This is a genomic window from Capnocytophaga sp. oral taxon 380 str. F0488 (assembly GCF_000318255.2).
In the GTDB taxonomy this organism is placed as follows: Bacteria; Bacteroidota; Bacteroidia; order Flavobacteriales; family Flavobacteriaceae; genus Capnocytophaga; species Capnocytophaga ochracea.
This window is the reverse complement of record NZ_KB291200.1, coordinates 1-24,566: the sequence shown is the minus strand read 5'-3', so window position 1 is coordinate 24,566 and position 24,566 is coordinate 1. Positions and strand designations below refer to the sequence as shown.

26 protein-coding genes are annotated in these 24,566 nt (G+C 37.6%); all 26 read right to left on the bottom strand.

From position 1 onward, the window contains the following. Positions 1–4: 4 nt before the first annotated feature. The 26 genes from HMPREF9078_RS05670 to HMPREF9078_RS05545 all read right to left on the bottom strand — a co-directional run bounded on the left by HMPREF9078_RS05670 (position 5) and on the right by HMPREF9078_RS05545 (position 23,832). On the bottom strand, positions 5–673 hold the full coding sequence (locus tag HMPREF9078_RS05670; protein WP_009419776.1) for a hypothetical protein: 669 nt from the start codon (positions 671–673) through the stop codon (positions 5–7). 18 nt (positions 674–691) lie between these two features. Next, positions 692–2,290 carry a hypothetical protein gene (locus HMPREF9078_RS05665; RefSeq protein ID WP_009419775.1) on the bottom strand — a complete coding sequence of 533 codons (1,599 nt, stop codon included), beginning with the start codon at positions 2,288–2,290 and terminating at the stop codon, positions 692–694. Positions 2,291–2,328: 38 nt separating this feature from the next. Continuing rightward, positions 2,329–2,727: a hypothetical protein gene (locus HMPREF9078_RS12135; protein ID WP_009419774.1), complete on the bottom strand. Its 399-nt coding sequence runs from the start codon at positions 2,725–2,727 to the stop codon at positions 2,329–2,331. Between the two features lie 20 nt (positions 2,728–2,747). Beyond that, positions 2,748–3,437, bottom strand: a complete 690-nt coding sequence (locus HMPREF9078_RS05655; protein WP_009419773.1) for a hypothetical protein — start codon at positions 3,435–3,437, stop codon at positions 2,748–2,750. Positions 3,438–3,449: 12 nt separating this feature from the next. Continuing rightward, positions 3,450–3,740, bottom strand: a complete 291-nt coding sequence (locus tag HMPREF9078_RS05650) for a hypothetical protein (RefSeq protein WP_009419772.1) — start codon at positions 3,738–3,740, stop codon at positions 3,450–3,452. After that, on the bottom strand, positions 3,737–5,869 hold the full coding sequence (locus HMPREF9078_RS05645) for a type IA DNA topoisomerase (RefSeq protein WP_009419771.1): 2,133 nt from the start codon (positions 5,867–5,869) through the stop codon (positions 3,737–3,739). Before HMPREF9078_RS05645 ends, HMPREF9078_RS05650 begins: the two co-directional genes overlap by 4 nt. A 241-nt stretch (positions 5,870–6,110) precedes the next feature. Next, the gene (locus tag HMPREF9078_RS12295) at positions 6,111–6,917 is read right to left on the bottom strand and encodes a M23 family metallopeptidase (protein WP_009419769.1); all 807 of its coding nucleotides are present in this window, start codon (positions 6,915–6,917) and stop codon (positions 6,111–6,113) included. A 35-nt stretch (positions 6,918–6,952) separates the two neighbouring features. Then, the gene (locus HMPREF9078_RS05635; protein WP_009419768.1) at positions 6,953–8,947 is read right to left on the bottom strand and encodes a type IV secretion system DNA-binding domain-containing protein; all 1,995 of its coding nucleotides are present in this window, start codon (positions 8,945–8,947) and stop codon (positions 6,953–6,955) included. Positions 8,948–8,986: 39 nt separating this feature from the next. After that, complete coding sequence (gene traN, locus HMPREF9078_RS05630; RefSeq protein WP_009419767.1) at positions 8,987–9,868, bottom strand: conjugative transposon protein TraN; 882 nt, start codon at positions 9,866–9,868, stop codon at positions 8,987–8,989. Next, the gene (gene traM, locus HMPREF9078_RS05625; protein WP_009419766.1) at positions 9,858–11,072 is read right to left on the bottom strand and encodes a conjugative transposon protein TraM; all 1,215 of its coding nucleotides are present in this window, start codon (positions 11,070–11,072) and stop codon (positions 9,858–9,860) included. Before traM ends, traN begins: the two co-directional genes overlap by 11 nt. Further along, on the bottom strand, positions 11,069–11,506 hold the full coding sequence (locus HMPREF9078_RS05620; RefSeq protein WP_009419765.1) for a hypothetical protein: 438 nt from the start codon (positions 11,504–11,506) through the stop codon (positions 11,069–11,071). Before HMPREF9078_RS05620 ends, traM begins: the two co-directional genes overlap by 4 nt. A 1-nt stretch (position 11,507) precedes the next feature. Beyond that, entirely contained in the window at positions 11,508–12,122 is a 615-nt protein-coding gene (gene traK, locus HMPREF9078_RS05615) for a conjugative transposon protein TraK (RefSeq protein WP_009419764.1), read from the bottom strand. A 15-nt stretch (positions 12,123–12,137) separates the two neighbouring features. Continuing rightward, positions 12,138–13,469: a hypothetical protein gene (locus HMPREF9078_RS05610; RefSeq protein ID WP_009419763.1), complete on the bottom strand. Its 1,332-nt coding sequence runs from the start codon at positions 13,467–13,469 to the stop codon at positions 12,138–12,140. Between the two features lie 4 nt (positions 13,470–13,473). Further along, positions 13,474–14,316, bottom strand: coding sequence for a hypothetical protein (locus HMPREF9078_RS05605; RefSeq protein ID WP_009419762.1), 843 nt, complete (start codon positions 14,314–14,316; stop codon positions 13,474–13,476). 4 nt (positions 14,317–14,320) lie between these two features. Beyond that, positions 14,321–15,001, bottom strand: coding sequence for a hypothetical protein (locus HMPREF9078_RS05600; RefSeq protein WP_009419761.1), 681 nt, complete (start codon positions 14,999–15,001; stop codon positions 14,321–14,323). Next, positions 14,998–15,699 (bottom strand): hypothetical protein, encoded by a 702-nt coding sequence (locus HMPREF9078_RS05595; RefSeq protein ID WP_009419760.1) that lies wholly within the window; start codon positions 15,697–15,699, stop codon positions 14,998–15,000. The genes HMPREF9078_RS05600 and HMPREF9078_RS05595 overlap by 4 nt, the downstream gene beginning before the upstream one ends. Next, positions 15,699–16,364, bottom strand: coding sequence for a hypothetical protein (locus HMPREF9078_RS05590; protein ID WP_009419759.1), 666 nt, complete (start codon positions 16,362–16,364; stop codon positions 15,699–15,701). Before HMPREF9078_RS05590 ends, HMPREF9078_RS05595 begins: the two co-directional genes overlap by 1 nt. Further along, positions 16,345–19,377 (bottom strand): TraG family conjugative transposon ATPase, encoded by a 3,033-nt coding sequence (locus HMPREF9078_RS05585; RefSeq protein WP_009419758.1) that lies wholly within the window; start codon positions 19,375–19,377, stop codon positions 16,345–16,347. The genes HMPREF9078_RS05590 and HMPREF9078_RS05585 overlap by 20 nt, the downstream gene beginning before the upstream one ends. An 18-nt stretch (positions 19,378–19,395) precedes the next feature. Then, positions 19,396–19,830 carry a DUF3127 domain-containing protein gene (locus HMPREF9078_RS05580; RefSeq protein WP_009419757.1) on the bottom strand — a complete coding sequence of 145 codons (435 nt, stop codon included), beginning with the start codon at positions 19,828–19,830 and terminating at the stop codon, positions 19,396–19,398. A 2-nt stretch (positions 19,831–19,832) separates the two neighbouring features. Then, positions 19,833–20,141, bottom strand: coding sequence for a DUF4133 domain-containing protein (locus tag HMPREF9078_RS05575; RefSeq protein WP_009419756.1), 309 nt, complete (start codon positions 20,139–20,141; stop codon positions 19,833–19,835). Positions 20,142–20,155: 14 nt separating this feature from the next. Next, entirely contained in the window at positions 20,156–20,479 is a 324-nt protein-coding gene (locus tag HMPREF9078_RS05570) for a DUF4134 family protein (RefSeq protein ID WP_009419755.1), read from the bottom strand. 33 nt (positions 20,480–20,512) lie between these two features. Beyond that, positions 20,513–21,049 carry a hypothetical protein gene (locus HMPREF9078_RS05565; RefSeq protein ID WP_009419754.1) on the bottom strand — a complete coding sequence of 179 codons (537 nt, stop codon included), beginning with the start codon at positions 21,047–21,049 and terminating at the stop codon, positions 20,513–20,515. An 11-nt stretch (positions 21,050–21,060) separates the two neighbouring features. Beyond that, a complete protein-coding gene (locus HMPREF9078_RS05560; protein ID WP_009419753.1) occupies positions 21,061–21,345 on the bottom strand; it encodes a hypothetical protein in 285 nt (94 codons plus the stop codon). Continuing rightward, entirely contained in the window at positions 21,332–21,970 is a 639-nt protein-coding gene (locus HMPREF9078_RS05555) for a ParA family protein (RefSeq protein WP_009419752.1), read from the bottom strand. The genes HMPREF9078_RS05560 and HMPREF9078_RS05555 overlap by 14 nt, the downstream gene beginning before the upstream one ends. 1 nt (position 21,971) lies before the next feature. Next, entirely contained in the window at positions 21,972–23,471 is a 1,500-nt protein-coding gene (locus tag HMPREF9078_RS05550; RefSeq protein ID WP_009419751.1) for a relaxase/mobilization nuclease domain-containing protein, read from the bottom strand. Beyond that, a complete protein-coding gene (locus tag HMPREF9078_RS05545; protein ID WP_009419750.1) occupies positions 23,452–23,832 on the bottom strand; it encodes a hypothetical protein in 381 nt (126 codons plus the stop codon). Before HMPREF9078_RS05545 ends, HMPREF9078_RS05550 begins: the two co-directional genes overlap by 20 nt. Positions 23,833–24,566: the final 734 nt, after the last annotated feature.

The following is a 24,566-nucleotide window of genomic DNA, read 5'->3' as shown; positions in this document are numbered from 1 at the left end:
AAATTTATTTGCGTTTTTCTATAAAATCATTGAACTCAAAAATGTTTTTAGCTTTACTATCCCACTCTTTACGAGAGAGGAGTTGTAAGGATATAAACACATCGTTTTGTTTGTTGTATAAATCTATACGCTCTATACGCCCTCCATATTTATCCCCTTCTTTTTTATATAGTGTGTAAGGTAAAAGGGTATCGGTTGGATGAACATAATAAGTTGTGTAATTCTCAGGAGTAATTATCCTAAAACGCTTGTATTCTTTTTTAAAAAGAATAGTATCACTCAGGTCTTTTCGGTAATCGAAATTCAAAAGGTGTTGCGATTTGAATACTGCTCCTTGTTCTTTTTTGTGTTTAGGGATAGAAGGAACATTAGAAAGCGTTGAAAATATGAACTGCTGAGGGTTTCTGTCAGTGATATCAAAGGCAAGTGAGTCGGTAATAACAAAGATTTTTTCAGTGAGTTCAGGTTCATCAACATAAGGAACAAGCTCTACAAGGGTGTCTCCTTTGTAATTGAGTTTAGAGATAACAACGCTTTTCATATCATCTAAGCCTTTAGAGGCATTGAAATAGATGTTGGACACTATATCAATACCTCCCTTTTCGGCTTTAATCTCCTTTTTACTACAAGAAAAGCACAGCAATGCAGAAAAGAGAAAAAGAGTTTTTTTCATTGTTTATCAATTGATGTGTTATCGTGAAATACTATGTTCAGGAACGTTGTTCTTTTGTTGAGACTGTGTAACTTCGGGTTTTACCAATTGATTTTGGATAGTTACCCTATTCATAGCGTTGTCGTACAGATTGAGCATTTTCCACTGAGGATTTAACACGGCAAAGCCTTGTATTTGACGGTTTTCTTGTTGGAAAGTTACCTGAGTGATATTGCCTTTTTCTAAATGTTTTTTAGTGCGTTCTCTCTCAATATCATTAGCAAATGTTAAGTTGGATTTTTGCATAATGTTATCTATATCCACACCATAGGCATTCTTATTGTACCACTCGTATTTGTAGTTGCCATAGTCAGTTTTAGGCTCTTTCATATTGAGTTTGATAAAGCTTTCTGTACGTGAAAGCTCCCCAGTTTCCTTGTTTACTACATCGTGCTCTATTTTTACTGAACGACCCTCAAGCAAGTTAATCGCTTCTTTGGCAGTAATATTGTTTTCTTTCTGTATCTTAAAAGTTTGGGAACGTTCCTCACCATTTTTGGTGGTGAGATTGGCACGATAAGAATTAAGAAATACACCTCCTTGCTCGGTTTTAGTGAGGTTCAAATCAAAAGTAGCTGTATTGCCTTTCATCAAGCGGTCGGGGTAGTTGTACTCAGCACGAACAGTTACTTTAGCTTCAGGTGATAGTATGGCATTTTCTAAGTCCTTGTGCAGTTTAGTATCTTCGCCTAAACCAAGATATTTTACTTGGTTTTTGAGGTAGTTTAGCTGAGTGAATTGCTGTTGTGAAAGTTGAGGAGATGATTGTGTTTGTTGTTGCTGTTGTTGAGCAACTTCTACAACTTTTCCTTCCTTAATGGCAGTATCTAAAGCTAACTTGCTCCAGTTGAACTCTTGGTTACCTACATTTACGCCTATAGGTTTCATTGTTAGTTCATCGCTACCATCTCGGTGAGCATTTTTGTCAATCTTAACAACTTCTAAGACTGAATTATTCTCTTTGAATTGGAATTTTTGACCTACTTTTACATCATTGTTTTGACTTTGTTGCTGTTCAATGTTGTCAAGAATGCCTACAATGTTGGCTACATATACTTTATTAGCTTCTTTGCTTTGTATATAGGTATTGTCATCAACCATTTTTTCTACACTCTTTACAACTTCTTCAGGGAAGTTTTGTTTTAAAGCTTTATATGCTTCAATTTTGTCAGATTTAGTATTACCCCAGTCTGCATTATAATTATCAAACTCTTGGTCTTCAGAAAGAGCATAAGCTTTTGCTAAAGGATAGAGTTCTTTGGGCATTTCTTTGAATTTTTCTTCGATTGTAGCTTTAGTAGCTACTTCTTGTTCTACTGTATTCATTTGTTTGATAGGATTTACTTCGGCAAGTTTGTATTGCCCGTTATTTATTACTTCTTCTAATTTTGACCGATACCAGGGGACTTCAATTCCTCCTCCAATGGAGGAGTCTTTTAGAATGACCATATCTTGGTCACTTTTATTTTTTGCAAATCTTGTTACTTCAAAAACGTCCTCTTTGTAATGGAGTTTTTGACCTATTTGCAAGTCAATTGTAGGCTTTTGGTTTACTTCCTTTTGTTCTGTTGTTTCCATTTGTTTTACAGTGTTTAAAAAGTTATTAATCTTGTTTTCTAATTTTTCTTTTTCATCCTTTGATAATACTCTTCTATGGAGCTTGCTCCTTCTCTCACAGCGTTTTTATCTACAAATTCTCTCTCTTGAGGAGAAAATGAGAGATAGACTTGCTTAAGTCTGTCCATTTCAGTGTCTTTTCTCCAAGCTAAATCACCAATAAAGCTATTGAGAACATCGGTATTTAGGGATTTTTTAGGAGTATTTACCTCTTTTAATCTCTCTTCATTGAGAAGTCGCACAATGTCAGACTTATAAAGAGATACTTCTCTATCAGAAGTGGTACCACTTAGATAGATTTTAGGGTCGGGTTGCTCACGGATGCTATACACTTCTAAAGTTTCATCGTAATCTTTGGAATAGAATTGCTGTCCGATACTGATTTGTATGTTTTGCATTTGATTAGTTTTTTAGATTATTATCTTCTAAAACCACGATGGCGGTGTTGTTCCTGCTCTTGTTCTTCACGGTGACGATTAGCATCTTGATAGAGGTCGTCGTCATTCACGTCTAAACGGAGTTTAGACTGCTGTTGCTTTTGTGATTGGCTTTCATTAGGCGTAGCATCGTCTATGGTACTGATGGTCTTGGATACAATGTTTAGATTATTGGTGATTTCTTTGCCAATCTCAGGGAACTTGTCAATCTTATCCTGCAAGTAACCTTTGAGCTTGAGGAGTTCGTTCTTAAAACGGTTACTTTCTTGGATATCTTTTTTTTCTGCAACCACTTGGGCGATTTTCTCGGTGTGCTTGAGCAGGTCATACTCGGTTACTTGTTGCGTTCTTTGGTCGTAGATAAAGGCTTTTTTCTCAATATCTATGGACTTACTATTGGTGAGTTCATTTAGCTGGCTATAGACAATTTCCTTTTGACTTTGTTTTACAATCTCGTCAATGGTTTTGTCACGCTGATAGATATTCACATTTAGACGAGTATTGTTATCCGTCAGGAGGAAAATCAAACGGTCTTTACCATTATCGGCAATCATAGCGTGTCCTTTAAGGAAATTTTCAATATCCTTGTTGGAGAGCTTTTTAGAGAAGGTATTGTCTTCACTCATAATACCATACTCTTTTAGGTCTAATGTAGGTAATTGTTCGTTCATATTGTTACTGATTTATTTGTTTTTAAATTTGATTAACTGTCTCACCATTTTGATTAATTCAGGAGCTAATAGCCCTATACATACTCCCAACATTAGATTAACAGGAGCTATACATTTTTTTATAAGAATAGCTAACTCATTAGCCATTTGAGCTTCTTTAGAAGTAATGAGAGTCGAATCGTCGATAGATTGTAAAGTTTCTATTACCAAACTATTAAAATCAACTACTACTACGGTAATACCTATGAAAAGCAATAGTAGTATAACGTTGCAAATAATTTCTAATTTCTGTTGTTTTGTCATTTCTTCTTATTGTTTTTAAATTCAAAATCTACCTTACAATTTTTGAGCACTAAATACGCTTCAAAGTCTTTTCCTGCCTTGCTTTTAAAGCCTTTTAGTAGACTTGTTTTGCCTTTGGCAATAAGGTCGGCCACTTGCTTGGCGGTGATGGTTTTATGGGCTACCTCTTTCCAAATGGTAAAGTCGCAACCGTTTTTGTAGTTGGTGCAGCCAAAGGCTTTTTTACCCTCCACGATTTGCCCTTGTTTACATTTAGGACAAGTTCCCAAGGTTGGACGTTCCACCTTAACAGTAGCCTCAATGCTAAAGATGTTATGTACCATATTCTGCACGTATTGCAATAAGTTATTGTAATACTGTGTTACTAATAACTTTCCTTCTGTTATTTGCTTTAGTTGATACTCAAGGCGGGCGGTTTGAGCTACATTCACCACTTCTAAATCTTTGATAGCATTGTAAAACTGTAGTCCCAACTCTGTAGGCAAATACTTGTTCTTCTGTAAGGTTATAAACTGTCTTTTTTGAATAAGCGTATCAAGTATGCCAGGGCGAGTACCTTTGGTACCGATTTGCAGACCTTTCAACTCAAACTGACTTGAAAGCTCCTTGTGTACTTCGGGCGATTGTTCTTGTAGGAACTTGTCCAAGTTACATAAATCATCGGTAAGGGTTGCAGGTGTGTATATAGCGGGAGGTCTACTCTCAATTTCACGAACGTTTTTCGCCTCGATAGCGACCGCGTCGCCCTGCCTGTAAGGCAGATCCAAAACAGTAATTTTTTCATCATCTGCTTCACCCTCTTCATCAGTAGCTGCTGTTTTATTTTTAGGCGTGTAACGCTCCCAACCTGCATATAACAGTTTGTTAGTGTTGGTTTTAAAAGGCGTTCCTTGATTGTCAAAAAGATATATGCCTTTTTCATATTGAGAGCTGTCGGAAAAGCTCTCTAAACAGCGATATAGGATAAGTTCAAATACACGGCGTTCCTGCTCGGCTAAGCTCTCTAAACCATTGGTGTAACCTGTAGGTATTAAAGCATCGTGTGAGCCTGTAATTTTGCTATCATCTACCGATTTGGGTTTTCCCATAAAAGAAAAGTCAGTGACGCCCAAAAAATCTCTACACAAACCAATAAAGAACTTTTGGAGGTTGTAATATCCCTCTTCAGTGATATAAGGGTCTTCAGTACGCGGGTAGGACAAATATTTACCTTCATACAGCTTTTGAGCAGACGCCAACACTTGGTCGGGCGTGTACTTATAGAGTTTGTTAGCTACAATCGTCAAACTGTCCAATGTATGCAATAGAGGCGGGTTTTTAGACACTTTTTTCACCTCGTGAGACACAAACCTATGAGCGGGCAAAAGTCCGTTAAAAACGGCTTGGGCTTGCTCTTTGCTCTCATATATGGGGCTCTCGGTCGTATAGGTAGTACCATTGTAAGAATGATTGGTGATAATCTTGTAAGTATAGGTTTTTTCGTGCCCCTTATTCTTGATGTACCTATCGCAAATAATCTTTAAGATAGTACTCTGTACTCTTCCTATCGATAGCAATTTACCTTGTCCTAATTGTAGGGTGGCTGCTTGGGTGGCGTTTACGCCAATGAGCCAATCGGTAAAAGCACGAGCGTAGCCACTTTTACAAAGGTTTTCCAAAAATGGGTCACCCTGCTTGTAGGTAGGGTGTGCAAAAGCCTTGCGAATACCCTCATCAACTAAAGCCGAGTTCCACACACGAATGAAAGGTTTTTTACATTTAAAATAGTTATAGATGTATCTAAAAATGAGTTCCCCCTCACGGTCGGGGTCGGTGGCAACAATGATATTACCGATTTCAGGGTCGTTTAGTAAGCTGCCTAACTTATTGAGTTGAGCTTGGCGGTTCTCCTCTTTCTTAGGTTCGTACTTATAATCTTTTATCTGCAGAAGCAGTGGCAAATAGGATTTATCCCATTTTCCTTCCCCTCGATAGGCGGTATCTTCAGCAAGTTCTAACAAGTGCCCAGCTGCACAAGAAAGGATAATATCACCTTTCTCGTAATGGTCTCCTTTGAGGGTAAAACCTAATGCGCGGGCGTACTCACGCATTTGTGTTGATTTTTCGGCTATGATTAGGGTTTTAAGCATAATGTTTTTAGTTTATTGTTGCTCTATTTCTTTTTCTAATTCCTTAAATTTGGAAAAATTATATTGTTTACCTCCATTTGGAGTACCTAATATGTTACCTAACCTATTAGAAATTATACTATGTAATGTATTATTCTCTTTGCGTAATTTATCTCGCTCTCTTTTGAGACGATACATATTGTGTATGGCTATTGCTAAGAATAACAATAACAGTAGTATATAGTAAGTGTAATTGTCCATCTTATTTGATACTGATTAAATTGTTTAGAAAGGTTATGGGGTTGATATATTCATTATTCTGTTTCACTGAAAAATGCAAATGGGGCGCTGTAGAGAGTCCGGTATTACCGCTTTTACCAATAATAAACCCCGCTTTTACAGATTCCCCTTGCTGGTAATAGACTTCGGAGAGGTGACAGTAGATTGTTTCAAAATTCTGATGTTTAACTTTGATATATACGCCTCCGCCTTTGCTATCCCAGCCTACTGCGCTAATTACCCCGTCTAAAACAGCGTATATGTGTTGGTAGTTAGCCCGTAAATCAATGCCGTTGTGCATACGCTCTTGCTTTAGAATGGGGTGGAAACGCTCTCCAAAATGAGAGGTAACGTACAATTCTCCCTTCAGAGGCAGAGAGAGCCGTACGACTTCTTTGGTAGGAGTAGGTTGCTCATTGTCCTGCTGTTTGGTATGTGCTTCAGTCACTGCCTTTTTAGCAAGGGATAAGATGATAGAATCTTGCACCTGTTTGAGGATATTAGGTGCAGTAGGTTGTGATTGACGGATAAGTGTCTTCAGTGAATCTACCTCTTTGCGAAGGGCTGCCTTCTCACTGCGAAACAATCGCTTCCACACGCCACTGCCTTTTTTTTCTGCACTTACATTGCTATTACTTAGCTCATTATTCTCTACTACTCTAAATTTTTGGTACTCTTTTTCGGGAGCTACTTTTGGGATGAGTGTATTGAACTGTGCATAGGTACTACCTATTGCAGAAAAGAAAAGAGATAGGGTTATGGTTTTGATATGTTTTTTATCGGGTTGCATTTTTGAGGTGTTAGGTCTTAAGGTTTAGGTGTCAGTTAGGCTACAGCTTCTCTAATTTCATTAATCATTATTTCAACTTCTTTGTTGATACGACGGAAATTGGTCATAAGGATTTCATTTTTGCGGTCGTTGCCTGCGCTGTCTTTGAATGAATAGTAGGTAGGCATTTTCACATAATTGGCTTCCTCGTGTTTGATAGCTTTCATATCAAGGTTGATTTTGCCTGAAATAGCCGATGTTTTAAACTCTTCGGTGGCGTTGTCCTCGCCTTGTACAACCATACCTACCATTTCACCTGTGCGTTGTCCTGCAATCTTGCCCGCGGGTATCATTACATCCATCTTTTCGCTGATGGTCATATTGGTACCTTGGTTGGAGATAGATTCCGAGTAGCTTTTTTGTTTGATTTTACCAAAAAGCTTTTCAAGCCAATCAAGGGTACCCTTGTCGCGCACAGCTCCTGAGAGGATATTCCCCATAATAGCTGAAATGGTTTCGGCTACTTCTTTTTTGTAGAATTGGCGCAATTGTGGTTGCTCTTGCAAACCGAGCATTACCGCTACTTTATTGCTACGTGCAGTCGCCACGAGGTTGTCTATCTTGTGAATATAGATAGTAGGGAACTCATCAGCGATAAGTCCGCTGTAGAGATTACCTTTGTCGTTTATCTGACTTATTACCCTATTGAGCACCGCTGAATACAAAGCTGAGTTAATGTCCTGTGTGCGCGGGTTGGAGGCGAGAATGAGGATAGAGGGATTTTCAGGGTCGGATATTTTGAGTTGCACTTCGTCGCCACTAAATACCCAAAAGCTTTCTTTGGTTGCCAATCGCGATAAGAAAATCTTTATAGTACCTATCTGCCCTTCGAGCTGGTCAAAGGCTTTGTTTTCATAGGCAGATTTGAAAGGCGACATAAGCGATACTAACTCTTCATTGGTAAAGAGAGTATCGAATATCTCTTCGTAACTGCGATTCATAAAGGCGAGTATATGAGGTAGGTCAGAGTATTTGCCATTCTCATAAGTAGCAAAGTAATAGATAGTAGAGGCAAGAAAATTCACCGCTGACTGAGTAAAGAACTGTTCAGAACCTCCTCCACCAGAGCTGCCTCCTTTTTGCAAGGCACTTACCATAGATTCAGCCATTTCTTGGGCTTGTGCTAAGGTGTTGATATACTCCTTTTTGAAAGGATTTACTCTTCGGGAGTATTCTACTTCATCGAGGTTTACCACGTGAAATTTGTGCTTGTAGTTAGGGTCAGTTTTCTTCTTTAGCAAGTGGTGGTAATAGGCAATTTCGCCTAAGCTTGGAAACTTAAAGTCGTAGATACACAAGCAAAAACCTTTGCCTACTAACTGACGGATAGCGGGGTTAATCACCCCAAAGGACTTACCCGAACCAGGGACTCCAATGACCATTGAACCACGAAAGGGGTCAATATTCATCCAGCCTTGGTGCGTTTGTTTTTGGTAGCGGAACTTGTAAGGGATGTTTACAGAGGTAGGTGTTTCTACAAGTTCCCTATTTTGGTCGAAACTCTCCTCTTCGGTATTCCAACGGTCTTTATCCATTTTAGTTTGCATTAGTTTAGAAATACTATCAGCACCTTTTTGAGTGATCATCGTCCCTGCATACGAAAGCAGGAGGTAGCCTAATTGATAACCATTGAGATAGGGCACTACATAAGGTAAATTGGGATTGCCCGCTCCCCATACAAGGGCTAAAGAGCTTATGATCATTATCAGTCCCACAGATATGGGCAAAAAGATTTCTTTGGTTGTATCTAAGTCGCGTTTCTTTTTAGCTCGTGTGCCTATAGCTACCAAGGTAATTAGTACAAGAGTACTCAGCTTGGCATTGATAGGAGGAAAGAATACGCCCATCTTTGCAAAACTTTGCAAGATATTAGATAGCACAGGTATCTCAGCATTTTGAAAGAAAAGAATTAGGCAATCCAAAGTTACGACTCCATAGACCATTTTTTGGAAGAAGTCGTATATTTTGATTTGGTTTTGTTGTTCTTGCATACTCATAGGCTTCAGGTTTTAGGTTTCAGGTTTTAGGGGTTAGAAAGTATCAGCTTGGAGTACATCGGAGTAATTGACTTTCATATCAATCACACGCCCTGAGATTTGTTCCTCGATAAGGCGTATTTTTAGTATTTTGCTATTGGGAAAGGTAAATTTCTCAAACACAAAAATATTGCGATAGTTCTTGCGTATTTTAGTTTGATTATTGAGTGCATACAAAGGGGTTAGCAAAATACTTTGATTGTTGGTAGCTTTATAAATCTTTTTGTCCTCAATACTGAACTTCATAGCGTCGATATTGCAAGGTAGGTTAGTAAGGTTTTCGATACTGATGTCTAAGAAGATGTAATCATCTATCACATAAACATTGTTCAGTAGCATTTTGAGTTTCAAATTCTTTTTCTTGCGAATAGGCTTTTTAATTTTCTTTGCTTGAATATCCAAGGCAAAGCGTTTGAGTTCGTAATTAGAGTATTTGAGTTTAGGATATTCTAATGGTTGCATATCTTCGGCTTTGATATGAATATTAGAGGCTAACCAGTTGTGCTCTTGCTCTTGGTAAATGGCGCGGTATTGCGCTAAAAACGATTGCCCTACTACTGTGATAATCCCTATATCCATTCCTGAACGCAATTCCTTTTTTTGAGTTGCATTCTCTATTAATTCGTCTCCGCTTTGTTCTACTTTAATGCGGGCAATATTTTCGGAAGGCAAATCGCCTATGAGGTAGTTTGTAGAGAGGTCTACAAACTGAATAGGCTCAGGGGCAATGATGTGAATATTTACCTCCTTACCCATAAAGATAATGGGGAGGTTATCTACATTAATTTGATTGACAAGGGTTTGTGCTTGTACTTGTCCTCCCCAGAGAATGGCAAATAACGCTATAGAGAGTTTTGTAATGATATTATTCTTCATTTTTGTTTAAATCTTGTTCGTTAATTAAATAGATGTAAGAGTTGTACTTGAGTTTTACTTTATTCTTGCGAATGATAGCTGCTACAGCTTCGGAGGTAGAACGGAATAGATTAGAGGCAAGGCTGGTAAAGAAACCTTGACCTGTTTCTACATTCACCCCTTGTACAGAGTTCGCTCCTAACTCTCGAATCATTTCTCTAAAGGCACTCGCAGGCACGTATAGCCCTTTGAGCCCGTCCATATCGTAAATGGAAAGATTGATAGGGTAAATCTCATTATTGGTCATTACCGATACGATACTCAGGTAAACACGCTGTTGTGAAAAGCCTGCAATCTCAGCGTATAGGAAACTACCTCTTCTCACCAACCTCTTCTGCTTTTTACCTATGAAAATATCTTCCAAAAGACGTATACGAATGCGACTTCCTAAGTAGCCTTTAATGTTTTCATCTATTACCGCTTTGATGTTGTTACCCTCTTTCTCTTTAGAAATATGATTAAAATTCCCCAAGTTATTTGCTTTGGTAACCTCTAAACTGCGATTGAGAAAGGCTTCGCGTTTTTCTTTATTAGCTTTTAAACGCTCTGAAGCTACTTTCTGCCTTATTGCCTCAGGGTCTTTAGATTTCTCCAATGAGGCTAAGAATAACATCTGCTCTCGTAAGCCTTTTACAGGGTCGTACTCTTTCTCCTCTTTTTCTTGCTTGCTACTCATTGTAGGCTGTTGCGACTCATTAAGCATACGAATCATCTCTTTAGAACGTTCGTAATCTTTATCGTCTTGTGATTGCGATGAGGATTGAGAAAAAGCACTGTTGTTGGGGCGGTAATAGGTGTTATCTCCTATCTTTGTAACCTTGCTATTAGCATTGCGCTTGCGCTCATATTCCAAAGAATCCAAATAACGCTTTTGAGCATCATTCAAATTGTCGGAGTAGTTGTAAAGGCTATCACTTTCCTTCTCAAAATCTTGAATCATAGAACGACTGTCGTTCGTATTCTCAAACATCTTGTCGTAAGCGTCGTTTTTGTTCATTATGGGCGTTTCCACTTTTCCTAAAGAGGTACTCAGGTCTTTCTGTGCTTGCTCCTTTTTATCGTCTTTGCCAAATAGGTCTATTACTTGATAGCCTATGAAGCACACAAAAGGTAAAGCAATGAGAGGAAAGATATATTTGGGTTGCTTAAAGTTGATTTTTTTCATTGCTGACTTTGGTTTTGTAGGGTTTGATACTGCTGGTATAAAAACTCAATTCTAAGGCTATCAGAAGGGGTGAGCTCTCCTAATTCGCGTTTGGCTTTATATCCCTTTAATTCCTCAGTAATGTTTTGCATTTGCTCTTGTCTGTTCTCGTTTTGCTTGATGATTTTGCTACTTTGCTCATAAAGCATTGGTATCATACCATTGTTAGCTTGCTGAGACAAACGTATATCCCAAATAGTACTTCCTATAAACGACAGCACTAAGAAAGTCATCGCATAGAAATAAAACTTTTTAGGATTGGCATACAACCATTTACCTACTGAGGTTTCTTTAAATCTCTCTTTAAGTCTTTCTTTGAGCTTTTTATTAGGTTGCTGTTCTTGTTCCTCTGTTTGAGGCTCTATTGAGGTGTTTTGTTCTACTTCTTTTTTCATTCTAATAGCTGTATTTTTGTTTGACAGATAGTTCAGTATTATCTAAGATATTCCAGTTTTCTAAGAGCACTCCGTGTGCATTATTAGGCGTTCTCGGTATATCCCTAAAAGTACCTTGTGTAATGAGCTTTCGTATGATAAGGCTTGTCTTTCTATTAATCATCTGTGTACCATAGTACATAAACCTTTTGCTGTTCAAATCAATATTGATAGAGTCTGTTTGTATGGACACGGTTGCATTAGAGGAGATGATTTGGTTATACCAACCTTTTTCGGTTAAGTTACTTCGCTCTTTCTTTGCTGAATCATCCATAAGGTAGAGTGCTTTATCAATATTCTTATTGATATACTCATCATCAGGAGCTAAGGTGAAAAATAAGCGGTGAAAAAGTTCCACTTGTGCCTTGTACTCTACGGGGCGATTTAGGAGTTCATCAGTTTGTTTGACCAGCACAGGTACTCCGTTGTCTAAGATATAGATAGATTTTCGAGAGTCCTGTACGATTTTGTAGGAATAGCTAAACCCTACAATCACGATAACAATAGCAAATATCACGGTAGCTATAGCCATTGTTTTATTGATTTTGATACGTTTTTCTATGTTTTTTACTATCATTGTGAATTGAATTTGTTATCTAGATTTAGGTACGTCAGGCATTCTGTTGATATTCTTACTAACAACATCAAAAGTACTATTTGCCACTGAGTTTTTCACGCTATTTGCTAGAGAACGTCCTGCGTTTACAGTACCTCCTACAGCCTTACCACCTGCTGAAACTGCACTAGCTGCTTTGCTCGCAGCTCCTTTGGCTTTGGTCATTATGCTAGCTCCTCCAGCTGAAACCACTGAGTCGGCAATAGTAGGTGTCATTAGTACGGCTAATCCAGTTATTACATAGCCTACGCAAGGGAAAATCACAGAGTTCATCATTCCACTATAGGTGGTATATGCCATTAGAAGTCCTTGATTGATTACATTGCCATTAGCATCAACTATCGTTGAAAGACGTGTAATATCCATAGTGTAGCCTGCCATTATAATCTGTTGCCCTATATTGATAATCGTATAGGCTATAAAAGTGTATAGATTGATATTGATAAACTTAGAAATCCAATTCGTCAGCGAACTTTCAAAACCTGGTATGAGCGACATCCCGACGGCTATAGGCCCTAAAACTATCAGTATATACGACCATACCTTTTGTATAAAGAAGATGAGATAGACCCCTACCCTTAAAATCATTAAACATACTAACTCAATAGCTTCTCCTATGATTTTTTGCATTTTGTAATTGAGTCTCTCCAATCCATCTTCAATAGGAGCTGTAAGTTTATCCCATTGGTCGCCAAAAGCTTCTCCTACATCACCATTACCTACTTTTGTCCAAAAGTCCTGTCTTTTAGCCATAAGAGCTGCTCTTTCTTTGATAGTAGCATCTAATACTTGCATTTGTTTGGTATAGCGAGTTGTCCGAAGATTATTAGTTGTCTTCTCTATCTCTTGGAAAACTCCCTTGGGCATTTCAGCAAGTTTTAGAAAAGGATATTGTACCATTTGGGTGAAAGGTACCCAGTAGATGAGTATAAGTCCTATGATAACGGGTTTAATCATTGGCTCTACGTCCCATTCGGCACTTCCGCTTTGCATTCTAAAACCTATGATTGAAAAGTAAATAAGCATTCCGAGTGCTCCAATAGCTTTTCCCAGTATAGAGGCTTGGTAGGCGTAACTTTCTATAAAAGTATCTAAGTGCGTAAAGGCTTCCATAAACCACTCTTCAAAGTCGCCACTACCTTTCATAAACTTTACGGTTTTATCTCCTTGATCCATACTAGGTGGTGGCGGGCCTATTATAGATGAGCCCGCCCCTGAATAAGGAGGTCTGGGTTGTGCTAAAGAAGCAGGAGTTGCCAATATAAATAGCAAACTTGCTATAATGATTGTAATTTTCTTTAAGTTCATATACTTAGAATTTATGTTTGTATTGTCGCATTATACTTTCCATTATTTGTACATCTTCAACATAAGGAGCTATTTCATCGGTAGCTTTATAAGAATCATTGAGGAGTCGTTCCGTTTCTAAAAACCACTGATTGATGTTTCCCGTGTTCTGTAGCATACGTTTAAATTCTCGCCAGCCTATCAGTGCTTTGTGATACATTAAAAATCGCTTGCCTCGTGGCATATCCAATGTAGTTGCCTTTTCGTAAATTCCTTTGATGATGTCTAACTTCTCTTGCAAAGGCTGTAATTGTCCTGTGCGTTTAGCATTCTCAAACGCTTTTTCATCTTTAAAACCCCATTGTGAATAAGTCTCAGGTTTGTCTGGAAACTCTTTAAGAGGGGTGAGCATTCTTTTATAGTACAACAAGAATAAAGGGTCGGCTTTGACGGTTAAGGATGTCCAATGTGCCATATCACTGAGACTGCGTTTATAAATACTATCTACGTGCTTTTTGATGGTTTCTGCTTCTCTTTGCATTACCATAGCTTTGAGCTGCCGTTGTGTCTCTAAGCCTGTAGCACTGAGCGGACGGATATCCTCACCGTCCATATAACGGTGGTTATACTTGCGCCCGTTGTAAGAAAGCCATCCCCATACCATTGAATGGTTCTTGCTCAATTGAGGGCCTACCTTTATCCCGAATATTTTTTTGTACTGTGCTTCGGGCTTAAAATCTCCCCACTGTTGAAAAACCTGCCGTTTTTCTTGTGCATTGAGGGCTTCATCTCTTACCTTGGTAATTTTATACTGAGCAAAGACCACAGTAGAAGCTAATAGACACACATAAAGAATAGTTTGTTTCATTGTATTAATAATATTTATAACGTCTGTACTTTTGCATAATCTCTTCAACAAGTTGTTTGTCGTGTTCTACAAAGTTGTTGAATACAGGTATAGAATAGATATAAGCACGGCTCTTATTAAACTCTATGATATTGATAACGTTTAAAATAGAAACATTGAGCAAACGTAACTTCATATATACACGGTCGAGAAGTGCATCTCTATCGGCTGAGTCTATCAATCGTTTTCTGTCTTCTGTTAAGAAAGCTTTCCGCTCTTCAATAATTGACAATACTTTAGAGTACACTTGATCTGTTTCTTTTTTGATCCAAAAACTATATTGAGGGTTTTCTACAGCTAATTTGTTCATCTTTCTAAGATTCCCTATAATACTAAAAACATAATCTTTTATATACTTGATTTGCTTGCTTTGACCAAAAAGAGAATTAATGTTATACAGATTTTGGTAAATTTTCTCGTGGATAGCTACTACTTGTACTATTTTTTTATTAGACTCTTCATAAAACTCTTTCTGTTTTTTAAAGATACTATTAAAGTTCGCTAAACTCGCTTCCCTTGTTACGTGATTGGCACTGATATGCGCCAATAAAGAACTATTGATCACCGTCTCATAGTAGCTTTGGGCTTGCAGTGTAGTTACTGTAGAAAAGAAAAGCAATACAGATAGTTGGATAAGTTGTTTCATATGCCAAGGCTTTTAACATTTTTTAAAATATCTTGTGCTAACTCCTTATCTCGGTCTATATAGTACTGAAATAAGCTTCTTCTGCGCTGTATAGCATAACTTGTTTCACGAATAACACTAAGGGTGGCGTAAGAATCATTATACAGTCTATTGACTTCACTGAGAGCATAGTCAAGTAATATTTGGCGTTCAGCCCGTTCCATTTGGTTGATAGCCCCGTAAGAGAGTACTATACCTGCTAAAAATCGGGTAACCATTTGCAAATCGTCTATAAAATTGATTTGTTTGGGCAGGATAATAGGGAAAGCTTCTCTAAAAACATCAGGTGCATTGCGCATTTCTCTGTAAATTTTCTGTTGCACTTGTTTTATTTCTTTGGCTCTCTCACTTATTACATAGCCCGTAGGAATTGCTTGTAGGGTAAAATCTACTATCCGCAAGCGGTCTTGTATCTTGCGACCCGTTTCCTTATACTTCTCCCATTGACTTCTATTAAGTGCTTCAGTAGTAGTATTGAGCGTTTGTTTGTTGTTCAGCGTTTTTTGTCGCTCGTTTTCATCTACTGACCGCTCTACCTCGTTGTTAATCATTACGGGGGATAACGATTCTTTTTCCAAAGGAGCTCTACTTCTCCCTCCTGAAGAGCTGAGCCAAAAACCTAGAGTACATACTCCGATGAGATAAATAACCTTTTTCATTAGAAAGTGTGTTTGAATTTTCGCATTATGTTTTCTACTATATCCTTATCGGTATTGATATATTGGTCGAAAGGACTGATAGCCCTCCAAAAGCCAATACGCTGAGCATTTTCTATTCCTATTTGAATGGTTAAAAGCCATAGTTTAAAGGAACGTATTTTGCTCTCTATAGAATCTAATAACCTATAACGGTCGCCAGCGGTCATTAGGTTTTTACCCTTACTATCAATCACGCTGTTAATCTCTGCCGTGAGCTTGAGTATTTCCTCGTAAGCCTTTTCACTTGCTTTTACCCCAAAGACAGCGTACTGAGGATGTTTCTTAGCAAGGGTGAGTACATTAGAAGAATACTCTTGGCATTGCTTGAGTTGCTCCCATATATTTTTGAGTTGCATTCCGTTGGTAATGGTAGTAGAGACTTCTGTAAGTCCTTTATATACTTTTTCTTGTACCTGATTAACCAATGCCATTTGACCACTTATAAAGGTTTGCGCTTTTTGCAATTTGGTTTGCTCATCGGCAATTTTGTTCTGACCATTTTTAAGCGAAATAGCATAACCTGCCATTGAACCTGTGACAGCTGGATCAAAATAAATGGTTTGTGCCTCTCCTATCGCAGGCAACAGCATTGTTGTGAGTAATAATTTAAATAGCTTGTTTTTCATATTGTTGTGTGTTTATAAGTTCAGATAAAGGTAATTCTTGGTCTTTTACATATTGGTCAAATTTCTTTAAGGTATCTTTAGGGTGCTCCTTCTTGAACTCCTTAAAGAAAGCTACTACTTTTTCATCTAAAGGCTTTTTATAGAGGTTTACCAAGACAAATATGGCATCTGTCTTTTCTTTGTACTTTTTTACATCAGCTACAAAAGCGTCTAAGGCTTTGTCGTAATTACCTAATGCTTTTACATAGTACAGAATAGCTGATTTTTCGGGCTTTTCAGTAGTATAGGTGAGGTATTGTTCCATAGATACTTCATTACCATATACCTCTCCTTTAGCCCCTCGCTTTAGATAAAACTCCTTAAAACGCCCTCTACCTGTTTTGTTGTTTAGGTTATTAATCGTAAAGATTTTGTTTTGCTCTACTTTGTTGAGCGACAATAAAGCTGCTATACGGTCGAAATTGTCCTTAAACTTGGTTTGGTCAAGTAGTATGAACGTATCAGAATTATTGATGATTGAGTCCTTCACTACCGTATTACCGATGATATCGTCTAACTCTTGGGTAACTACTACCGCTTCACCCCAAAACTTGCGCACTGTTTTGTACAGATAGAGTATATAACCTCCCATTAGTTTAGAGGCAATGGCTTTCCACGCTTCCTCAATAATGAGGGCTTTACGCCTATCACTGCGCAAACGCATTTTTTGAATGAACGTATCCATAATAATGAGCGTTACTATGGGAAACAGCTTTGGATTGTCTTTCACATTATCTATCTCAAAGACAATGAAAGGCTCGTAAAACAAAGAACTATCGGCATTCTCATTGAGTGTGGTACCATAGCGTCCACCTCTGTAAAAATCTTTGAGTACAAAGAGAAAAGTACGCAGGTTAAACTCTTGTTCCGTAATGCGGTGATGTTTGTTGTTCATATACACGGGTAGGAACTTTTCACAAAAATCATAGAAGGTATTAAACGACAACTCTTGTACTTTAAATTCTTCTGCTACTTTTTTAACTCGTTTTACAATTGCTTGCCTTTGTCTATCAGTCTCTAAATCTTCATCATCTAAGGGGATTATTTCTCGTTTTACAGCAATGAGTGCGGCACTTTCATTATAGACTTTACGCCTTTTTTCATCAGAAAGGGTTTCGTAAGCTTCGTATATCTTATAGAACATATCTGCCATATTGGCGTTATACTCGTCCTTGCGTTTGTCGGGGTGGTATTCCTTTAAAAGTTTGTGACCTCTGTCCTTTATCTCTTCAGTACTCGCATCTAAAGGCAGTCCCAGTATATCATAGAAAGTCTCTTCCTCGTTACTGTCTAAATCTTCTTCATAGATGTTGAACTTATTGAGGTAGAGCAATAATTCCTCATTTGTTTTGGCTTTATACCACTGGGTGTCGCCCTCAAAATGTTGGTGATAATAGGCAAGGAGGGCATTATCTATAATGGATTTCTGAGCGGGGGACATTGTTGCATCAGCTCCTTGCCATATTAAGAAAATGAGATTGGTGAGAAATTCAGTTTTTTCAATGTTAAACTCTTCTTTACCTACCGCAAACGGATTCATTGTAATAGGCTTTTCTTCTGTATATTGTACGTAACGCCCTCCTTTATAGGAACAAGTACCTGAATAAGAATCACCCGTGTCTACGATTACTACATCGTAGTTATAAGTGAGGTATTGCTCTACAATATTGTTCATCAAGAACGATTTACCACTTCCCGAAGGTCCTAAAACAAACTTGTTGCGATTGTTGATCCGTCCCGTTTGATAAGGCAAATCTGAGGTGTCTACCTTTAGAGGTACGCCTTGTCTATCGGCAAAACGCAAATAAAAATTAGATTTTTCACTTATGGGGTAACTCTCTTTAAAAAAAAAACACAAGCCCGCCTCGCTCGTTGTGGTAAACAAATCATACTCCTGCAGCTCTACCGCATTGCCTATAATAGCCGATCGAAATAGCTCCATTTGGTTGTAAGCATTCTTAGAGATGATGATTCCCTTAGTAAAGAGCTTACTCTCAATAGTGGATTGCGTTTTCTCCATTTTCTCCAAGGTATCACAAGCAAAAACCAACGAAAAGTGAGCATCCACTATCAACTGTCCATTGACAGCTATATCGTGCAAAAGATCTTGAATTTCTTGAGCTACTATAGCATTGGAAGGAGCATTTTTAGCTACTCCATCGTGTTTTTTCATTTTCTTTTCCAACTCTCGTTGACGTGATACTTGGGGTGGAATAGCAATTACTTGATTGTAGACAATTGTTTGATATGCTTCTAACTCGTTGAGAAAAGAAAAATTATCTACTGCTAAATAGGCTACAGTACTGCTACCGCCTAAGCGTGAATAGGTTTCTATTTCATTGGGGAGCTCTATGTTTTCTACATCTACAAAAGAGATTGTTTTGACAAATGAGCTGCCTATACGCAAATATTCATTAGTGGATTTGATATTGTCAAACACAGGTACTTCAGCAAACTGCATTGTAAGCATTCCTCCAATGTAATACTCAAAATCTTTTTCAAACAGCCATTCGGGGTCACACTCACTTTGCTCTAACAGCATATACACTTTTTCACATTTGTCTCGTAGTTCTTTATAGGCTTTTTCTGAAAATTTATATTTGCTTTTTTTCTTGTCTAACAAGTCGGTAAAGAGCAATAGCGTGTCTATGGTTTTGTAAATACGTCCATTGAAGTGGTCAGAGTATTTCTGTTGCAAATAGGTATTTTCTTTTTCAGATACATACCGCTTTTTGGCGAAAATGTCTACTTTCTGCACGATGTGTCCTTCCCCTATAATGGCAATTACTTGATTGAGAATGGTATGAAACTGCTCGTAACGTTCGGGGTCGGCTGAGTATTGTTCTACAATATTCTTTATGCGAATTCCTATTACGGGATTACCATACTGACCAATAAGTGTATCGTATTTCCAACCGTGCTCACTGCCATAGTCGTAACCTATAAAAGGAAATTGAAAAGCTTTTGTCTTCATTTTGATATTCTTTTCTTGTTAAAAAGGAACGTTATCATCAGATTGATTTGCGGGTGCATTGCCATAAGAGTTAAAAAACTCGCCTTGCTGTGCTTGTTGATTTATTGGCGGTGGAGTTGTCTGTGCTTGGGCAGGGACAAGTTGTCCTTGATTAGAGCCGTAAGGTATTTGTTGCATTTGCATAAGGTCTATTTTCCAGCCTTCTACTGTATTGAAATACTTTACCTCACCTTGTGGAGAAACCCATTCACGCCCTCTAAGGTTATAATGTACCTTTACTAACTGTCCTTTTTGCAAATTGTCTAAAAGTGCACAACGCCCTTGTGTGAACTGAATGACAATATCATTAGGATATTGCTCTTCTGTAGTGATAACTAAATCTCTTTTTTGGAAGCCATTGTTACCTACTGTCTCCAAGGAAAAAATTTCTTTAATACGTCCTTGTATTTCCATAGTTATAATGATTTAATTTGTTGTTTCTTTTGTGATGATTTTCTAAATCTTTTAGGAAAGATGTGTATTTCATCATTGTTTCTCATCTTGTTATATAGACCTTTCGTCTTCTGATTGTGAAAGGTGTACCATACCCCTCCAATGCCTATCCCTGCTCCTATAAGAGCTCCAAAAAAGCCAATGAAAGAAGGTAAAGAAGCCAAACAGATAAGTCCTCCTAAGGCTGAGCCTAAAGCGTAATAAATATACTTATCTTTGAGTCCGAAAAAGACAAGGGGTTTTTTAAGCCCCTTGTACAGATAGAAGCCCATAGGTTGATGCTTTTTTAGTTGAGACCAAAGAATGCTCCTACGAAAATAGGTACTAAGATGAGGAACAAACAAGCACCTCCCCATCCGAGGATTTCCTTGTTGATGTCTTGATCACCATTTGTCCACTTATTGTAGATACGTAACCCTCCAATGAGACCTACAATACCTCCAATCATCATAATGAGCGTTTTCAAAGGCCCCCAATAGGTCTTAATACTATTGGCAGCATCAGTAATAGCACCTGCTCCTTGTGCAAGTATAGGAGTCGTGACACAGATTCCTAAAAGTAACAAGAGTAGTAGTTGCTTCCTCGTTACAGATTTTTGAATGTTTAACATAATGAATTAAATTAGGTTTTTTGTTTTATTTGCTTACTTGGGTTGTACAGAGGCTTTGTATACCTTAATACCATCGTCTCCCTCTCCACTAACCACGACTTGTACACTGGTTTCTGCCATATTCAAAATGTCTTTAAATCGCTCTCTATTAGCTTTTAAATACTCTTGCTTCTGTTCTTTGGTAAGCTCTGTACTTTCGCCTCCAGTATTTTCTGGAGTTGTATGGGTATCGGTATTATCAGCCTCGTTAGTGTTGAGTTGTTCTTCCTCTTGGTGTTTTCTCATCATCGCTTTTAACACTTCATCAGGAGCTGTGGCTGTCTCGTTAGTAGTAGAAGGAAATAAATCATTCTCATCTATTTCTGTACTACTGCTGGTAGCCATCTCTTCTACATCGCTAAAGTCTATATTAGTGACTTTCGTTTCCTGTCCTATCCCCGATAGAGAAAACTCTTGTTTGTCTTCCTCCTCTATAGGGAGTTTTTCTTTTTTAAAGTACAAGTCGTATAGGATATTCCCTGCATAATAAAGGATGTAAACAATAATTACTATTTGAAAAAATGTTGTCATTAGTGTATTAATTAATGGGTTAAGTAACTACTTTTATAGGCTATCAGTTGTGCTATCATACCTCTAAACTCTCGTTTGCTAAGGGCATAGCGCAAACCTATATCAATGATTTCATTGAGGTCTACTTCAAAAGTGCCAAACTTTACCAATTCGATGTGTAAATCATTGCTCATACTAATGGTTCTATCACGCCTATTTTCCTCGTTTTCTATCCAGTCTCTGAGGAAGTCCTCCGTGTTTATTTCGTTGTATTTTCGCTCCAATTGTATGTTAAAAGGCAGTTTAGATGGTTTCATTGATGTATTGGGTTAATTCTTCAAAGGTTTGTTTAACAGCTTTCTTTTGTCTATACGAAAGGCGACGAGTGTTAATGCTCTGCAATTCATTGCATTTGTAGATGGGCGTAGGTAATAATCTACCATACTTGCCAATCTCCTCGTCCATTGCTTGCTGATTACGGTAAAAATACCCTTTGTCATACTTAGAACGTACAAACACCCTATTTGCTTGGCTTTCTATCATTCCCAATAGATTGATAAATACCATTGTAGATTTTACCGATACATCAGAGTACTCAAAAGGAATGATGATAAAGTCGCTGTATATGAGCAAATCAATATAACGCTCGTCCAATGTTCCTGCTAAGTCAAAGAGGTATACTGTCTCTTCTTTTTTCATATCCATTAAGGTCTGAAAATCTAAAAGACTCTCTTGGTTGTCGTCGCCTATCACCTCTACTTCATAGAGTTGGGGGATAGAAAGCATTTTATCTTCTTCCCATTTTTGATGGAAAGATTTCTGAAAGTCAAAGTCAAAAGCTTTTACTTTTTTCTCCTTTACTAAGGTGAGGTAGTTAGCAAAAGCAACCGCTAAGGTAGTCTTGCCTACCCCTCCTTTTTGGGTAGCAAATGTTATAACCATTTTATTTTCGTTTTTTACGTCGTTTTTTTAATTCGTCTTCTGTGGTATCGCGTGGAGCATAAGTACTTTTACCTAAAGCTTTAAAGATGTCTGCTACATCGTTTAAAACCTCTGAGATTTTACCGCTTGGGCTGTGTTTGAGGTCAGTTTGGCTTCTCATCTCAGAGGTATTGTGTATGGATGTTCCTACGATAAATGCTTGGTATTCCTCTTTATCTAAAAGAAAGGATAGTTTGTGTATTTGGTGGTAACGCTCGTGTATAGCGTAATACGCTCCGTTATCGTCTTGTTCCAAAATGACAAAATCATCATTCTGTGCATTATGAATATGTTGTCTTACATCTTCTTTGAGTTGTTGAAAGTTGGGGTTGCTCTCCTTGCTTTTAAAACGCTTGTTTTCAAATAACATAAAATCTTTGACAGCAACGCCTTCTTTACTTAGGTGCTGCATAAGGATTTGCTTTTCCTTATCACTTCTCAGATTGTAGTCCTTTAGGCGTTCAAACTCTTTTTTGTCAATGCTATCTTCAGTAAAGTCAAAGATGTCTTTCATCTTAGCTATCTCACTGCCTTTATATATTTGTTGGTTTTTATTGTCAATAAGCGTATAACCAAAAGGCTGTTTATCGTCTCTAAAGTGAAAAACGATATCTATCCCAAAGATTTGGCGCAGTTTTTCTTGTAACTCGCTCACATATTCTATCTGTGGTGGGATAGGCTCTTGCGGTAGAATGTTTCGTTCGTATAGTCCCTGTTGAACTCTATCATCTATCACCTTAAAAACTTTATTGCTGTACATTTCTTTGTACTTATCTATAAAGGCTTTGATTTGCTTAATGCGTTTGTCGCCTTTCTGCTTCTCTTGGTAATGGAGTTTATCACTGAAAAGTGTTTTCTGAACAACGCCATTGTACAATATATCCACCTGATTAGGGGTGTCATCACTTTGAACTAGTTTAAAACCATTACGTGTGAGTAGCATTTCTACCTGCTGAAGGTTGCTAAACCTATATTGCAAAAGCTTCTCTATAGTAGCTTGGTGATTTGTACCTAATACCTTTTCCATTGCCTTTGCTAAGGCTTGTTGGGATTTAAGATGCTCGAAGCTGTCGTTTATCTTCTTGCCTGTGTTTTTATCTACACGGGTAGAAACAATATGCACGTGGTTGTTTTCTGTGTCCTTGTGAAAGACTACAAGGTAAGGTTGCTGCCCATAGCCCATCTCTTGCATAAAATTATCGGCTATCTCAGTGAGCTGCTCCTTACTGTGTTCTTGGTACTTTGTAGATATTACCGCGTGAAATTGTGGTTTTCGGGTGCGTTCACTTTCTGAGATGGCTTTTAAATAATCTCTGACTTCCTCTTGAGAGCTGCTCTCATTGATAAATGAAGGAAAGTTTTTCATCAACATTAGCTCGCCTTTTTCGTTATGTACTTTCTTGTCGTTGTACTTTACTCCGTGAAAGTCCCTGCTTGCTGAGCTAAGAATTTTTACTATCATTCGCAATGAGTTTATATATCTGCCTAAAGATTTGATTTTGTTCTGTCTTGAGTTTTACAATCTCGTCCAAACGCTGAGTAAAAGCAATGAGCTCTGCTCGGTGTACCTCTTTCTTAGCGTTGGCTACATAAGCGAACTGATTAATATTGTTTTCAATCTTAGCAAAGATGTTGTCTTGCTTTTCAATGAACTTTAAAACCTCACGTCGTTCTTGTGCGTTCATATTACCTTCCACTGCTGATATTATCAAATCGGTGAGAGTAGTTTTCCTTTCTGCGCTTAACCTTTTCCACTGCTCTTTTTGACTTTCAGTAATTCTAAGAATAAGGTATTTTGATTTGTTAAGAGCTGTCTTTTCCAACGCTTTTAGGTTTAAATTTTTGGCAAAGTAAGAGAGGATTTTTTAGGTGCGCAATAGGTGAAGAGGAGGTGTAGACTATAATAGACTATAAACAGCACAAATGGACGTAACTTTTTAAAAAATAGACTATTTTATACATAAATAGACGCAAATAGACGGTATTAGTGTTTATTGGACTCTATTGGTACGTATTAGAACGTAAAATATTGTATTTTTGAAGATTTTTTTTGATGTATGATTTCTATTTCCGTTGCAGAAAGAAAAACAAGTTCCGCAGTTTTTCTCCCCTTTTAGCTTCCTTTGTAAAAATGCAGACGATAGGCAAATTTTTCAAAGAAGCTAAAAGGCAAGACGAGTCTTTGTATACCGTTTTTTTCAAAACTGTGTATATACAAAGACACATCTTGCCCCTAAAACCGCGACCGAATACAAAACCGCAAAATATAATTGATTAATAATGAATTACAGATTTAGAAGATTTTAGTTGCAGAAAAAGAAGAGAGGTGTGTATGTTACATACTTTTTTTTAATTTATATACCTATATAATATATATATGTAGGGGGAGTTTTTACTTTTTTGAAAAATAAATATATTTATTTGTAAATCAGAAGTTTAAAATTAATAAGTAGTATTAAAATTAAGCTACCTAATAGGGTGGGTAGTATCAAAATTAAGCTACCTAATAGGGTGGGTAGTATTAAAATTAAGCTACTTCATTGGTAGGTAGTATTAA

What these genes read in the sequence shown, in the direction of transcription:
- HMPREF9078_RS05600 (WP_009419761.1), bottom strand. Translation starts at nt 15,001, where the DNA reads ATGAAACAACTTATCCAACTATCTGTATTGCTTTTCTTTTCTACAGTA.
- HMPREF9078_RS12295 (WP_009419769.1), bottom strand. Translation starts at nt 6,917, where the DNA reads ATGCAACCCGATAAAAAACATATCAAAACCATAACCCTATCTCTTTTC.
- HMPREF9078_RS05555 (WP_009419752.1), bottom strand. Translation starts at nt 21,970, where the DNA reads ATGGTTATAACATTTGCTACCCAAAAAGGAGGGGTAGGCAAGACTACC.
- HMPREF9078_RS05670 (WP_009419776.1), bottom strand. Translation starts at nt 673, where the DNA reads ATGAAAAAAACTCTTTTTCTCTTTTCTGCATTGCTGTGCTTTTCTTGT.
- HMPREF9078_RS05655 (WP_009419773.1), bottom strand. Translation starts at nt 3,437, where the DNA reads ATGAACGAACAATTACCTACATTAGACCTAAAAGAGTATGGTATTATG.
- HMPREF9078_RS05635 (WP_009419768.1), bottom strand. Translation starts at nt 8,947, where the DNA reads ATGCAAGAACAACAAAACCAAATCAAAATATACGACTTCTTCCAAAAA.
- HMPREF9078_RS05580 (WP_009419757.1), bottom strand. Translation starts at nt 19,830, where the DNA reads ATGGAAATACAAGGACGTATTAAAGAAATTTTTTCCTTGGAGACAGTA.
- HMPREF9078_RS05570 (WP_009419755.1), bottom strand. Translation starts at nt 20,479, where the DNA reads ATGTTAAACATTCAAAAATCTGTAACGAGGAAGCAACTACTACTCTTG.
- HMPREF9078_RS05665 (WP_009419775.1), bottom strand. Translation starts at nt 2,290, where the DNA reads ATGGAAACAACAGAACAAAAGGAAGTAAACCAAAAGCCTACAATTGAC.
- HMPREF9078_RS05590 (WP_009419759.1), bottom strand. Translation starts at nt 16,364, where the DNA reads ATGAAAAACAAGCTATTTAAATTATTACTCACAACAATGCTGTTGCCT.
- HMPREF9078_RS05620 (WP_009419765.1), bottom strand. Translation starts at nt 11,506, where the DNA reads ATGAAAAAAGAAGTAGAACAAAACACCTCAATAGAGCCTCAAACAGAG.
- HMPREF9078_RS05595 (WP_009419760.1), bottom strand. Translation starts at nt 15,699, where the DNA reads ATGAAAAAGGTTATTTATCTCATCGGAGTATGTACTCTAGGTTTTTGG.
- HMPREF9078_RS05550 (WP_009419751.1), bottom strand. Translation starts at nt 23,471, where the DNA reads ATGATAGTAAAAATTCTTAGCTCAGCAAGCAGGGACTTTCACGGAGTA.
- traM (WP_009419766.1), bottom strand. Translation starts at nt 11,072, where the DNA reads ATGAAAAAAATCAACTTTAAGCAACCCAAATATATCTTTCCTCTCATT.
- HMPREF9078_RS05645 (WP_009419771.1), bottom strand. Translation starts at nt 5,869, where the DNA reads ATGCTTAAAACCCTAATCATAGCCGAAAAATCAACACAAATGCGTGAG.
- HMPREF9078_RS05605 (WP_009419762.1), bottom strand. Translation starts at nt 14,316, where the DNA reads ATGAAACAAACTATTCTTTATGTGTGTCTATTAGCTTCTACTGTGGTC.
- HMPREF9078_RS05585 (WP_009419758.1), bottom strand. Translation starts at nt 19,377, where the DNA reads ATGAAGACAAAAGCTTTTCAATTTCCTTTTATAGGTTACGACTATGGC.
- HMPREF9078_RS05650 (WP_009419772.1), bottom strand. Translation starts at nt 3,740, where the DNA reads ATGACAAAACAACAGAAATTAGAAATTATTTGCAACGTTATACTACTA.
- HMPREF9078_RS05610 (WP_009419763.1), bottom strand. Translation starts at nt 13,469, where the DNA reads ATGAACTTAAAGAAAATTACAATCATTATAGCAAGTTTGCTATTTATA.
- HMPREF9078_RS12135 (WP_009419774.1), bottom strand. Translation starts at nt 2,727, where the DNA reads ATGCAAAACATACAAATCAGTATCGGACAGCAATTCTATTCCAAAGAT.
- HMPREF9078_RS05560 (WP_009419753.1), bottom strand. Translation starts at nt 21,345, where the DNA reads ATGAAACCATCTAAACTGCCTTTTAACATACAATTGGAGCGAAAATAC.
- HMPREF9078_RS05565 (WP_009419754.1), bottom strand. Translation starts at nt 21,049, where the DNA reads ATGACAACATTTTTTCAAATAGTAATTATTGTTTACATCCTTTATTAT.
- traN (WP_009419767.1), bottom strand. Translation starts at nt 9,868, where the DNA reads ATGAAGAATAATATCATTACAAAACTCTCTATAGCGTTATTTGCCATT.
- HMPREF9078_RS05575 (WP_009419756.1), bottom strand. Translation starts at nt 20,141, where the DNA reads ATGGGCTTCTATCTGTACAAGGGGCTTAAAAAACCCCTTGTCTTTTTC.
- traK (WP_009419764.1), bottom strand. Translation starts at nt 12,122, where the DNA reads ATGATAGTAAAAAACATAGAAAAACGTATCAAAATCAATAAAACAATG.